General features: G+C 76.0%; 12 protein-coding genes. 7 read left to right on the forward strand and 5 right to left on the reverse strand.

Going from position 1 to position 12,393, the window contains the following annotated elements; genetic code table 11:
- Positions 1-378: 378 nt before the first annotated feature.
- From K1Y72_RS02235 to K1Y72_RS02245, 3 genes are read right to left on the reverse strand one after another with little or no spacing between them, the layout of a single operon-like run.
- Positions 379-1,221: a hypothetical protein gene (locus K1Y72_RS02235; protein WP_220162650.1), complete on the reverse strand. Its 843-nt coding sequence runs from the start codon at positions 1,219-1,221 to the stop codon at positions 379-381.
- On the reverse strand, positions 1,218-2,231 hold the full coding sequence (locus K1Y72_RS02240) for a hypothetical protein (RefSeq protein WP_220162653.1): 1,014 nt from the start codon (positions 2,229-2,231) through the stop codon (positions 1,218-1,220). Before K1Y72_RS02240 ends, K1Y72_RS02235 begins: the two co-directional genes overlap by 4 nt.
- Positions 2,228-3,238: a GNAT family N-acetyltransferase gene (locus K1Y72_RS02245; protein WP_220162655.1), complete on the reverse strand. Its 1,011-nt coding sequence runs from the start codon at positions 3,236-3,238 to the stop codon at positions 2,228-2,230. The genes K1Y72_RS02240 and K1Y72_RS02245 overlap by 4 nt, the downstream gene beginning before the upstream one ends.
- 81 nt (positions 3,239-3,319) lie before the next feature.
- Between K1Y72_RS02245 and K1Y72_RS02250 the strand changes: the two genes are divergently transcribed.
- The gene (locus tag K1Y72_RS02250) at positions 3,320-4,165 is read left to right on the forward strand and encodes a hypothetical protein (RefSeq protein WP_220162657.1); all 846 of its coding nucleotides are present in this window, start codon (positions 3,320-3,322) and stop codon (positions 4,163-4,165) included.
- Here the strand turns inward: K1Y72_RS02250 and K1Y72_RS02255 are convergent.
- On the reverse strand, positions 4,146-4,880 hold the full coding sequence (locus K1Y72_RS02255; protein WP_220162659.1) for a hypothetical protein: 735 nt from the start codon (positions 4,878-4,880) through the stop codon (positions 4,146-4,148). The genes K1Y72_RS02250 and K1Y72_RS02255 overlap by 20 nt on opposite strands.
- Positions 4,881-4,966: 86 nt before the next feature.
- On the opposite strand from K1Y72_RS02255, the gene K1Y72_RS02260 reads away from it, so the two are divergent.
- Positions 4,967-6,118: a nucleoside 2-deoxyribosyltransferase domain-containing protein gene (locus tag K1Y72_RS02260; RefSeq protein ID WP_220162662.1), complete on the forward strand. Its 1,152-nt coding sequence runs from the start codon at positions 4,967-4,969 to the stop codon at positions 6,116-6,118.
- A 12-nt stretch (positions 6,119-6,130) separates the two neighbouring features.
- Here K1Y72_RS02260 and K1Y72_RS02265 read toward each other — a convergent pair whose 3' ends face one another.
- Positions 6,131-7,135, reverse strand: coding sequence for an alpha/beta hydrolase (locus K1Y72_RS02265; RefSeq protein WP_308286841.1), 1,005 nt, complete (start codon positions 7,133-7,135; stop codon positions 6,131-6,133).
- 178 nt (positions 7,136-7,313) lie between these two features.
- On the opposite strand from K1Y72_RS02265, the gene K1Y72_RS02270 reads away from it, so the two are divergent.
- The 5 genes from K1Y72_RS02270 (at position 7,314) to K1Y72_RS02290 (ending at position 12,362) form a co-directional block, all read left to right on the forward strand.
- On the forward strand, positions 7,314-7,715 hold the full coding sequence (locus tag K1Y72_RS02270) for a TOBE domain-containing protein (RefSeq protein WP_220162665.1): 402 nt from the start codon (positions 7,314-7,316) through the stop codon (positions 7,713-7,715).
- A gap of 40 nt (positions 7,716-7,755) precedes the next feature.
- Positions 7,756-8,526, forward strand: a complete 771-nt coding sequence (gene modA, locus K1Y72_RS02275) for a molybdate ABC transporter substrate-binding protein (RefSeq protein WP_220162667.1) — start codon at positions 7,756-7,758, stop codon at positions 8,524-8,526.
- On the forward strand, positions 8,523-9,305 hold the full coding sequence (locus K1Y72_RS02280; protein ID WP_220162669.1) for an ABC transporter permease: 783 nt from the start codon (positions 8,523-8,525) through the stop codon (positions 9,303-9,305). Before modA ends, K1Y72_RS02280 begins: the two co-directional genes overlap by 4 nt.
- A 10-nt stretch (positions 9,306-9,315) precedes the next feature.
- Entirely contained in the window at positions 9,316-10,368 is a 1,053-nt protein-coding gene (locus tag K1Y72_RS02285; RefSeq protein WP_220162671.1) for an ABC transporter ATP-binding protein, read from the forward strand.
- A 176-nt stretch (positions 10,369-10,544) separates the two neighbouring features.
- Complete coding sequence (locus K1Y72_RS02290) at positions 10,545-12,362, forward strand: phosphoenolpyruvate carboxykinase (GTP) (protein WP_220162673.1); 1,818 nt, start codon at positions 10,545-10,547, stop codon at positions 12,360-12,362.
- Positions 12,363-12,393 lie beyond the last annotated feature (31 nt).

Raw genomic sequence — 12,393 nt, forward strand, 5'->3', positions numbered from 1 at the left:
TTTCCGGGCATGCCCGAACCCCGCGGTGACGGGGCTTCGGGCCGGGAGCTGGAAAACCCGGGCGGGATCACCGCACGGGGAACTGGGAACGTCGGATCGGGACGCTAGCACCTCTAATTAGGTCCAACCAGAGCGAGTTGCGTGCGCGAAAACAACCGTCCGGAAAACCTTTTCAAGATGTGCCGGAAGGGGGGTCGGCTGGCAAGGATCGCCCATGGGGCAAGGGTTTTCGTGGCATGTTCAGCGAGCGTTCAGGTATTGAAGAGCGTTCCAAAGGCGGCTAGCCTGAACGGCCTTTCATCGGACTCCGGCACCTCGGGAAAGGGCGATGGAACGTTCCCGTGGGCCATCACGAGTGATCATCCGCGGATGGTCAATTCACGATTCGGTTTTCAGCCGTTCGCGCAGTTCCTCCAGCAGCGGGCGCTCGCCGGCGTCCAGGTAGGCGCGCAGCGCCGCCCGCACGGTCGGCTCGGTGAACAGCGCGATGACGCCGCCGGCGTTCGGTCCCTTCGCCACGCCGAACAGCGCCGCGCAGAGCACTCCCGATCCCGGCCCGCGCACCGCCAGCGCCAGGTCGGGCGCGGCGAGCAGCCCCTCGACGTCGGCGCGGGCGGGCTCGGGCGCGGAGCCGGAGATCCAGGCGTGCGCGGCGCCCGGTCCCGCCAGCCAGGCGAGCGCGCCGCGCGCCCGCTCGACCGTCACCGCCCGCTCGGCCTCGCCCGCGCCCGGCGGCAGCAGCCGCGCCGCGGCGGCGCCGGCGTCGAAGCAGGCGGCGTTCACCGCGCCGATCACCTTGGTGAACTTGGGGGCCTTGGCGGCCGGCCGCAGGTCGCGCAGCGGGTCGCCGTCGCCCGCCAGCTCCTCGTAGCGCGCCCGGATTTCCGGGGACGTGCGGGCCCGGACGAGCAGGTCGTCGAACCGGCTGTACCACTCCACCAGGTCGGTGCGGCCGGGCGCGGCCGGCAGGTCCGCGCCGCCGGGGCGCTCGCGCAGCCAGCGCGCCATCGCGGCGGGCATGTACGCGGCGAGCGGGTCGGCGGGGGCGCCGGCCGCGATCCGGGGGCGGCCCGTCCAGGACGCCGCCGTGACGGTCACCGCGCCGCACGCCCGGCACGAGCGCCGGACCCGCCGCGCCGTGCGGCGCAGCACGTCGGCGCCGTCGCGCCCGCACTGGGGGCACTCGGTCACCGGCTCGGCGGCGCGGCGCCGCCCGATCACCGGGCGCCCCGCAGGGCCGCCGCGCCGTACAGCGGGACGTTGCGCGCCCCGAACCGCTCCTTCAGCTCCGTCATGGTCTTCCCCAGGATCAGCCGGCCGCGCCGCTGCTCGATGAGATGGGCGATCTGCCGCAGGAAGTGGTCGAAGTACAGGTTGTCGCGGCCGCCGTCGGCGCCGTCCAGCGCGCCCCAGCCCTGGCAGCTCATCGTGCGGCCGTCGTCCACCAGCAGCCCGTAGGCGAGCAGGGCGCCGGCGGGGGAGCGGTAGGTGAAGTAGCGGACGCCCGGCCGGCCGCCCAGCAGGTCGTGGTAGACCGCCGGGAAGGGGGCGGGGGCGCGGCGCGCGGTGGAGTGCCGCACCTGGACGTTGTGCAGCAGGCGCGCGGCCTCGGCGCCGTCGAGGCGGTCCTCGACGGCGGCGGCCACGTCGGGGGAGCGGTCGACCAGGCGCAGGATGCGCTGCAGGTTGCGGCGGTCGCGGCGCGGCAGGTGGCGCAGGTAGCCGTCGAACCCGTCCCAGACGTTGTCGACGACGGCCTCGGGCAGCGCCGGGCGGACCAGCCGGCCGAGCCCGCGGAACGCCGGCAGGTCGTCCGCGCCGACCTGCCGGTAGACGACGCCCGCCGCGCGCGCTCCGAGGCGGCGGGCGGCGGCGCGCTCGAACACCCGGACGGCCTCGGCGCGCCCGGCGGCGTCCAGGTCGGGGTGGAACGCGTGGCCGGGCTGGGTGATCGCGGGCGGCAGGTGGCACTCCAGCAGGCCCGGCAGGCGGCTCCCGCCGTAGCCGCGCCGCAGCGCGGGCGCGACGTGCCGGGCGGCGAACAGCGCGCACGGCGCGCCCCCGGCGTCGGCGACGACCGCCAGCAGGCGGCGGTGCCGCTCGCACCAGGCGAGCGCGGCGAGCACGTCGGCGTCCCAGGTCGCGGGCAGGCCCGCCGCGCGCGCGAGCGCCGCCCACCCGGCCGGCACCGGCTCGCGGCGGGGGTCCACGACGATCGCCTCGAAGGTCATCGGCGCCCCGGCAGGCGCGGCGCGAGGACCGTCCACATCGGCACCGGCGCGAACCCCAGGGACGCCTTGACCTCGGCCATCCCCTGCCCGGCGCCGAACTCGGCGCCCGCGTGCCGCGTCACGTGCCGCATCAGGCGGACGAAGTGGTCGAAGTACAGGTGCTTGCGGCCGCCCTCCTCGGGGGCCAGGCTCGCCCACGCCGTGCTCTGCGGCGCCGCCGCGTGGTCCACCAGCACGCCGAACGCCAGCAGCCGCCCGGAGGGCGCCTCGCGGTAGGAGACCGTGACGACGTCCTCGCGGCCGCAGAGCGCCGCGAAGTAGGCGGCGGGCAGCGGCGCGCGCGGGTCCAGCCGGGACGCGCGCCGGCCCGAGTGCCGATGGTGCAGGGCGGCGAGCAGGTCCGGGTCGAGGTCGGTGCGCGCGGCGCCGGCCTCCACCTTCAGGCCCGCGTCGGCGTCGACCAGGCGGACCTGGCGGCGCAGGTCGGTGCGGCGGCTCTTGCGCAGCGACGCCAGCCACTCCTCGGCCGAGCCCGGCAGCCGCATCGCCGCCGCGTCCAGCGACCGCCGGACGCGGGCGCCCCGCCGCGCGACGAGCGGCAGCGCCCCGCCGGTGACGTGCCGGTACGCCGCGCCGGCGCAGCGCGGCCCGAGGGAGCGGACGGCGGCGCGCTCGGCGGCGCGCAGCAGGTCGCGGCGGCGGCCGTCGGGGACGCGCGGGGCGAAGCGCCACGCGGGGCCGTGCGCCTGGCCCGGCAGCCGGACGTCCAGCACGGTCGGCCCGAACGGGACGGTCCGCGCCGGGGCGCCGCAGAGCGCCGCGCAGATCCCGTCGCCGTCGCGCGCCACCGCGAGCAGCAGCGGCGCGCCCGGCGGCTCGGCCAGGCCGCGCAGCACCTCGTGCGCCCAGAGCGGCCCGAGGTCCGCCGACCGCGCGAAGCCCGCCCAGCCCGCGGGCCCGGCGCTCCCGCGCAGGGGGTGGATCTCGATCGCGACGCCCTTGACCACAGTCGGAGTCTGGCATCAAATGATCTAGAAGAGCAGCCCTTCCGGGCGAACCGCCCGAACCCCACCCGGAGCCGCACCGCCATGCCCGCCCCCCGGCCCGCCCCCACCGACGCCTCCGCCCGCGCGGGGTTCTCCCCGGCACGCTGGGACGCCGCCCGGCGCCGCACCGTCGCCCGCGCCTTCCGCGAGGTGCCCTTCTACCGGGAGCAGTGGGCGGCCGCCGGGCGCGAGCTGGACGACGTCGTGCCGGTGCCCGCCGCGCTCCTCACCGATCAGGCGTTCCGCCTCTGCCCCCTCGGCCGCCCCTACGGCCCGGCGCGCGAGCCGTCGCTGTGGACCGGCGGCGCGGCGGCCCTCCGCGCGGCCCTGCGGACCGCCGGCGTGCCCGCGCGCGGCGTCCCGGTGCTGGAGGTCCGCGACGCGATGCTCGACCGGGGCCGCCTCGGGCGCACCGGTCCCGCCTACGGGGTGCTGCTGTCGCCGGGCGCCGACGTGCTGGACGAGGAGCGCCGGGCGCTGCTGGACGCGCGCGCCGTGCGGCTCGCCGCGAGGGCCGGGCGCGCCGTGGTCGTCGACGTCCCCGCCACCCTGGAGGCGTCGGCCGCCGCGCTGGCGGACGCCGCCGGGCCGGGCGTCCGCGTGCGGGCGCTGCCCCGCGCCGACGTCGCGACGGCGCTCGCCCTCGACGGGCCGGTCCTGCTGCACGACCTGGTCGTCGGCTACTACGGCGCGCGGGCGCCGGGGTGCGGGCGGCTGCACGTGCTGTGGCGCCACCACCACGCGCGGGCCGCGGGCGGGCGGCTGGAGATCACCGACCTGCGGCGGCGGCGCCCCACCCTCTGCGGGGTGGTGCCGGGCGGGGCCGATGGGACCGCCGTGCCGGTGTGCCCCGAGCACGGCGTCCCCGTCATCGCGGCGGCTGGCTGAAGCCGTCGCGCCGGTCGGTCCCGGCGGGCGGGTCGGTCAGGGTGCGGCCCGCGACCCGCTGGTCGTCGGGGTCGGCGGGCGCCGGGGGCCGCGCGGCCGGGGCGCCGCGCCCGTAGCGGCCCTGCGGGGGCGCGAACGGCTGGGTGGTGGCGTGGGACGGGGCGTCCTCCGCGTCCTCCCGATCGTCCCCGGCCTCGTCTCGCCGGGCCTCCTCGGCGCGCGCCCGGTCGGCCTCGGCCTGCGCCTCGGCGATCTGGACGTCCTTGACGCCGACCACGGCGAACCGGCCGAGCGCGAGCGCGGCGAAGAACACGATGAGCACGCCGAGGGCGGTGAAGCCCGCGAGCTGCTCGCCGACCCGGCGCCCCTCCTCGGTGCCGAGCGGCGCGCCGACGCCCCCGGCGTCCCAGAGCACCGCGACCTGCGGGCCGACGGCGAACCAGGCGCCGCCGAGCGCGGCGAGCCAGGCGCCGGTCGCCGCGAACGCGCGGCTCGCGGCGGCGAGGACGATGAGGCCGCCGAGCGCCGTGGCGGCGCCGGGCGCCACGCTGAGCTGGAGCCGGTCGGTGTCGTAGACCCAGGTGCGGTCGGGGGCGAAGCCGAAGTCGAAGTAGGGGCCGACGAAGGGCAGCAGCGCGCCCCAGGCGCCGAGCAGCACGAGCAGCGCGCCGCTGAGGACGCCGCGGGAGCGGGGGACGTGTCGGATTCCTGTCATATCGCCCTCCCGGGGCGAGGTGTGGTGTTGTGCCCGGCCTGTACCCTCACGGGGCCGGTCCACGCCTGCGCATCCGGGAGCCGCCCATGAGCCGCGAGGTCGACGTCGTGCACACGGGCGAGGAACCGCCGGACGGCTGGGACGCCGCGGTCTTCCTCGCCGGGCCGACGCCCCGCGACCCGGGCGTCGCGTCCTGGCGACCGGCCGCCGTCGCCGCGCTGCGCGCGGGCTGGAGCGGCGGCCGCCTCGTCGTCTTCGTGCCCGAGTACGCGCCGGGCGCCACCGCCGGGCCGCCCGCCGACCACGCCGCGCAGGTCGGCTGGGAGGAGCGCTGCCTGCACCTGTCCGACGAGGTGCTCTTCTACGTCCCGCGCGAGCTCGACACGATGCCCGCGTTCACCACCAACGTGGAGTGGGGCATGTGGCACGACAGCGGCCGCGCCGTCTTCGGCGCCCCGCCCGAGGCGCCGAAGAACGAGTACCTGCTGCACTACGCGCGCCGCTCCGGCGTACCGACGGCCGCCGACGTCCCCGGCGCCGCGGCCGCCGTGCTGGAGCGCCTCGGGGCGGGCGCGCGCCGGACCGGCGGGGAGCGCGAGGTGCCGCTGCTGGTCTGGCGGACGCCGCACTTCCAGGACTGGTACGCCGCGCAGCGCGGCGCCGGCAACACCCTGCTCGGCGCCCGCCTGGAGTGGCGCCTCCGCTCCTTCTGGGCGCTGCGCGTGCGGGTCCACGTCGCGGCCGAGGACCGCGTCAAGACCGGCGAGGCGGTGATCGGCCGTCCCGACGTCTCGGCCGTCGTGCTGTACCGCCCCGCGCCCGACCCCGGCGACACGCTGGTCGTGCTGGTGCGCGAGTTCCGCAGCCCGGCCGCGACCGCCGACGGCCAGGTGCACGAGCTGCCCGGCGGGTCGGGCGACGGCGGCCCGGCCGCCGTCGCCCTCGCCGAGGTGCGCGAGGAGACCGGCCTCGTGCTGGACGCCGCGCGGCTGCGGCCGGTCGCGGTCCGGCAGGTCGCCGCGACGCTCAGCGCCTACCGCGCGCACCTGTTCGCCGCCGAGATCACCGACGCCGAGGTCGCCGCGCTGCGCGCCGCCGGGCCGGGCGGGGTGGCCGCCCACGGGGAGGTCACCCACGTGGAGGTGCGGCGGCTCGCCGAGATCCGGGACGGCGCGCTGGTGGACTGGGCGACCCTCGGCATGATCGCCCAGGTGCTGGACGGCCCGCGCCGGGGATGAGGCGCCGTCCGGTCAGCGGCGCAGGGCGTCGCGGACGAACGCGCCGACCTCGGCGATGGACTCCCGCGACTCGGGCAGCAGCGGCCCGAACATCTGGAACACGTGGATCTGCCGGTCCCAGACCTGGAAGGTGACCGGGACGCCCGCCGCGGCGAGGCGCCGCGCCATCTCCTCGGAGTCGCAGTACAGCAGCTCGGTCGAGCCCGCCGTCAGCAGCACCGGCGGCAGCCCGGCGAGGTCGGCGCGGATCGGCGACACCGCCGGGTCGGCGACGTCCAGGTGCCCGACGATGCCCTCCATCAGCCGCTCCAGCAGGACGCCCGGCGCCGACGGGTCGAGCGAGGCGTTGGCGTGCGCGAGCTTGCCGGTCAGGTCCATGTCGAGCATGGGGGACAGGCCGACGAGCGCGGCGGGCAGCGGCAGGCCCTCCGCGCGGGCGCGCAGCGCGGTCGCGAACGCCAGGTGGCCGCCCGCCGAGTCCCCCATGATCACGATGTCGGCGGCGGGCACCCCGCGCTCCTCCAGCAGCCACCGGTAGGCGGCGAGGCAGTCGTCCACCTCGCGCTCGAACGGGACGTCGGGGATCATCCGGTAGTCCACCGACAGGGCCGGCACCCCGGCGGCGGCGCTGAACCGCGCCACCATCGGCCGGTGGGTGTTCAGGCCGCAGCTCACCCAGGCGCCCCCGTGCAGGTAGAGGATCACCCGGTCGCGGGCGCGGCCGACGCCGGGCCCGTGCACCCACTCGGCGCCGAAGCCGGGGAACCGCACCCGCTCGCGGTGCGTGCCGCGCGGCGGGCGCGAGCGGGCGGCGAGCCGGTCGTAGGACGCGGCCCGCCGGAGCGCGGTCTCGTCGAACGGCGCCGCCTCGAACCGGGCGAGGTAGGGGCGCAGGAGGCGGCGGACGCCCGCGGCGACCGCGCGCGAGCGCAGGCTGGCGGCGCCCCGCCGGTCGATGACGAGGGCGGCGGGCCGGGACCCGGTCCGCTCGGGCTCGGTCTGCTCGGGTGCGGGCACCGCGTGCTCCTTCGGTCGGCTGCCCTCCGATGGTGGCATCCGGCGGCCGCTATTGGAATCCCGTTCGGTAATCGGTCGATCGGGCCGCTCCTGCCAGGGAGAGGAGGCGATACCCCTCGCACACCGAAGGGTGATCTCGGACTCGTCCTGGAATCTGCGAGCCGTTACGCTGTCCCCCGTGACGACATTCCGGATCAGCGAGGCGGCCGCGCTCCTCGGCGTCAGCGCCGACACCGTCCGCCGCTGGGTCGACAGCGGCCGGCTCGCCGCCGCGCGCGACGACCACGGCCACCGCATCGTCCCCGGCGCCGAGCTCGCCGCCTTCGTCCGCGACCGGCCCGGCGACCAGGACGGCCACGGGGAGCGGTTCTCCTCGGCCCGCAACCGGATGCGCGGCATCGTGACCGGCGTCGTGCGCGACGGCGTCATGGCGAAGGTCGACATCCAGGCCGGGCCGTTCCGGGTGGTGTCGCTGATGAGCCGCGAGGCCGCCGACGAACTCGGGCTGGAGGTCGGCGTCGTCGCCGACGCCGTCGTGAAGTCGACCACCGTCGTCGTCGAGCGCCCCGACGCCCTCTGACCCCGCGTCCCTCTCCTTCCCCCTGCACGAGGAGCCCCCTGTGAAGCGCACCCTGGCCATCGCCGTCGCGGCGAGCACCCTGCTGGCGTCCGCCGCCTGCGGCGACACCGGCGACGACGAGAAGGCGTCCGGCGGGAGCAGGACGCTGAACGTGTTCGCCGCCGCCTCGCTCACCGAGACGTTCGGCGCGCTCGGCAAGTCCTTCGAGAGCTCGCACCCCGGCGTGAAGGTCCGCTTCAACTTCGGCGGGAGCTCCGCGCTCGCCGCGCAGATCAACCAGGGCGCCCCCGCCGACGTGTTCGCCGCCGCGAGCCCGGCCACCATGAAGACCGTCACCGACGCCAAGGGCGCCGCCGGCACACCGACCACGTTCGTGAAGAACCGCCTCGTCATCGCCGTCCCGCCGAGCGACCCCGGCAAGGTCGCGAAGTTCGCCGACCTCGCCGAGCCCGGCCTCAAGGTCGTGCTCTGCGCCACCCCGGTGCCCTGCGGCGCGGCCGCGCAGAAGGCGCTCGCCGCGGCCGGCCTCAAGGTGAAGCCCGCGTCGCAGGAGCAGGACGTCAAGGGCGTGCTCACCAAGGTCGAGCTCGGCGAGGCCGACGCCGGGCTGGTCTACCGCACCGACGCCAAGGCCGCCGGCGCGAAGGTGAAGGGCATCGAGTTCCCCGAGTCCGCCAAGGCGATCAACGCCTACCCGATCGCGACGCTGGCCAGGGCGCCGCAGCCCGACCTCGCCAAGCAGTTCGTGGACCTCGTCCTGTCGGCCCCGGGCAGGACCGTCCTGACGCAGGCGGGCTTCGAGGCCCCGTGATCCGGCGCCCGCCCGCGGTCCTGCTGCTGCCCGCCCTCGTCGGGCTGGCGTTCCTGGTGCTGCCGCTCGGCGGGCTGCTCGCCCGCGCCCCGTGGTCCACCCTCGGCACCCGGCTCGCCGAGCCGCAGGTGCTGGAGGCGCTCCGGCTGTCGCTCGTCACCGCCACCCTCGCCACCGCGCTCTGCCTGCTGTTCGGCGTCCCGCTCGCCTGGCTGCTCGCCCGCGTGCCGTTCCCGGGGGCGCGGCTGCTGCGCGCCCTCGTCACCGTGCCGCTGGTGCTGCCGCCGGTCGTCGGCGGCGTCGCGCTGCTGCTCGCGCTCGGCCGGCGCGGCCTCGTCGGGCAGTGGCTGGACGCCTGGTTCGGGCTCACGCTGCCGTTCACCACGGCGGGCGTGGTGCTCGCCGAGACGTTCGTCGCGATGCCGTTCCTGGTGATCAGCGTGGAGGGCGCGCTGCGCGGCGCCGACCAGCGCTTCGAGGAGGCCGCCGCGACCCTCGGCGCGTCGCGCTGGACGGTGTTCCGGCGCGTCACGCTGCCGCTCGTCGCGCCCGGCGTCGCGGCGGGCGCGGTGCTCTGCTGGGCGCGGGCGCTCGGCGAGTTCGGCGCGACCATCACCTTCGCCGGCAACTTCCCCGGCCGCACCCAGACCATGCCGCTCGCGGTCTACCTGGCGCTGGAGACCGACCCGCAGGCCGCGATCGTGCTCAGCCTGGTGCTGCTCGCCGTCTCGGTGCTCGTCCTCGCCGCGCTGCGCGACCGCTGGATCGGCGCCGGATGAGCGGCGCCGGATGAGCGGCCTGGACGCGCGCCTGGTGGTGCGGCGCGGCGCGTTCGACCTCGACCTGGAGCTCGCCGCCGCGCCCGGCGAGGTCGTCGCGCTCCTCGGCCCGAACGGCGCGGGCAAGAGCACCGCGCTGCGCGCCCTCGCCGGGCTCGTCCCGACGGCGGGCGGGCACGTCCGGGTGGACGGCGCCGAGCTGCGGCCGCTGCCGCCCGAGCGGCGCGGCATCGGCATGGTGTTCCAGGACTACCTGCTGTTCCCGCACCTGTCGGCCCTCGACAACGTCGCGTTCGGGCCGCGCTGCCAGGGCCGCCGCAAGGGCGAGGCGCGGCGCGCGGCCGCCGCGTGGCTGGACCGCGTCGGCCTCGCCGACCGCGCGTCCGACCGCCCCCGCGCGCTGTCGGGCGGGCAGGCGCAGCGCGTCGCGCTCGCCCGCGCGCTCGCCGTCGAGCCCCGGCTGCTGCTGCTCGACGAGCCGCTCGCCGCCCTCGACGCGCACACCCGCCTGGAGGTCCGCGCCGCGCTCCGCCGCCACCTCGCCGGGTTCGGCGGCGCGGCGGTGCTCGTCACCCACGACCCGCTGGACGCCATGGTCCTCGCCGACCGCATCGTGGTGGTCGAGGACGGCCGCCTCGTCCAGCAGGGCGCGCCCGCCGAGATCGCCCGGCGGCCCCGCACCGACTACGTCGCCCGCCTCGTCGGGCTGAACCTGTACCGGGGGCGCGCCGCCGGGCGGAGCGTGACCGTGGCGGACGGCACGGGGGACGGGCATGTCCTCGACACCCTGGACTCACTCGAAGGTGAGGTTTTCCTTGCCTTCTCCCCGGCCGCGGTGGCGCTGCACCGGTCCCGCCCCGACGGCAGCCCGCGCAATGTCTGGCAGGCGACCGTGTCGGCCGTCGAGCGCCACGGCGACCGCGTCCGGGTCACCGTCTCCGGGCCCCCGCTGGACGCCGCCGCCGACGTGACGGCGGGCGCGGTCGCCGAACTCCAATTGGCCGAGGGCGCGCGTGTGTGGGTCGCGGTGAAAGCCGCCGAAACACACGTTTACCCAGCTTGACGGCCTGCCCGACCCCTGTCCGCCACCCCGCGTTCGCCCGCTGTTTTCGGGTGACATCAATCACAAATGGGTGCCGGAACGCCCAAAAGTGGCGGGGATTGGTCCAGACCAAATGGCAAAGACGTGCGCTTTTGTTCATGATGCAAAGATCCTGCGAACAGCTGAAGGAGTTGCCCGTGTCCCACCAGATCCCCGGCCTCGACCAGGCACCGACCAGTCACACCGACCTCATCGACTGGGTGCGCGGGATCGCCGAACTCGCTCAGCCCGATCGGGTGGAGTGGTGCGACGGCTCGGACGCCGAATGGGAGCGCCTGACCGGCCTTCTGGTCGAGCAGGGCACGTTCAAACGCCTGAACGCCGACAAGCGCCCGAACAGCTTCTACGCCGCCTCCGACCCGAGCGACGTCGCGCGAGTAGAGGACCGCACCTACATCTGTTCCGAGAACGAGGCCGACGCCGGGCCGACCAACAACTGGATCGCCCCGGACGAGATGCGGAAGACCTTCGCCGGCGTCTTCGCCGGCGCCATGAAGGGCCGCACCATGTACGTGGTGCCGTTCTGCATGGGCCCCCTCGGCGGGAACATCTCCCAGCTCGGCGTGGAGATCACCGACTCGCCGTACGTGGTCGTCTCCATGAAGATCATGACGCGGATGGGCGCGGGCGCCCTCCGCCTGATCGAGGAGCGCGGCTCCTACGTCAAGGCGGTGCACTCGGTCGGCGCCCCGCTGGAGCCGGGCCAGGCCGACGTGCCGTGGCCGTGCAACTCCACCAAGTACATCTCGCACTTCCCCGAGACCCGCGAGATCTGGTCCTACGGCTCGGGCTACGGCGGCAACGCGCTGCTCGGCAAGAAGTGCTACGCGCTCCGCATCGCCTCGACGATGGCCCGCGACGAGGGCTGGATGGCCGAGCACATGCTCGTCCTGAAGCTCACCCCGCCGCAGGGCGAGACCCGCTACGTCGCGGCCGCGTTCCCGTCGGCGTGCGGCAAGACCAACCTCGCCATGCTGGAGCCGACCATCCCGGGCTGGAAGGTCGAGACCGTCGGCGACGACATCGCCTGGATGCGGTTCGGCGAGGACGGCCGCCTCTACGCCATCAACCCCGAGGCCGGCTTCTTCGGCGTCGCGCCGGGCACCGGCGAGGGCACCAACGCCAACGCGGTGAAGACCCTGTGGGGCAACAGCATCTTCACCAACGTCGCGCTCACCGACGACGGCGACGTGTGGTGGGAGGGCCTCACCGAGGAGCCGCCCGCGCACCTCACCGACTGGAAGGGCAACGACTGGACGCCGGAGTCGGAGACCCCGGCCGCCCACCCGAACGCCCGCTTCACCACCCCGGCCGGGCAGTGCCCGATCATCGCGCCCGAGTGGGAGGACCCGAAGGGCGTGCCGATCTCGGCGATCCTGTTCGGCGGCCGCCGGGCGACCGCGGTCCCGCTCGTCACCGAGTCCTTCGACTGGCAGCAGGGCGTCTTCCTCGGCGCCAACATCGCCTCGGAGAAGACCGCCGCCGCCGAGGGCACCGTCGGCGAGCTGCGCCGCGACCCGTTCGCCATGCTGCCGTTCTGCGGCTACAACATGGGCGACTACTTCGGCCACTGGCTGAAGATCGGCAAGTCCACCGACGCCGAGAAGCTGCCCCGCATCTACTACGTCAACTGGTTCCGCAAGGACGCCGACGGGACGTTCATCTGGCCCGGCTTCGGCGAGAACAGCCGCGTCCTCAAGTGGATCGTCGAGCGCCTGAACGGCCAGGCCGACGCCGCCAAGACCCCGATCGGCCAGCTCCCGACCGCCGCGGCCCTCGACACCGACGGCCTGGACCTGCCGGCCGCCGACCTGGAGACCCTCCTGTCGGTGGACACCGAGGTGTGGAAGCAGGAGGCGGCTCTCGTCCCCGACTTCTTCAACACCTTCGGCGACCACCTGCCGAAGGAGCTGTGGGACGAGTACCACGCCCTGGTGAACCGCCTCGGCGAGTGATCCGGGCGCGCCGGCGACACGCCGGGCGGGC

The organism is Actinomadura parmotrematis, assembly GCF_019458805.1.
Classification (GTDB): Bacteria; Actinomycetota; Actinomycetes; order Streptosporangiales; family Streptosporangiaceae; genus Spirillospora; species Spirillospora parmotrematis.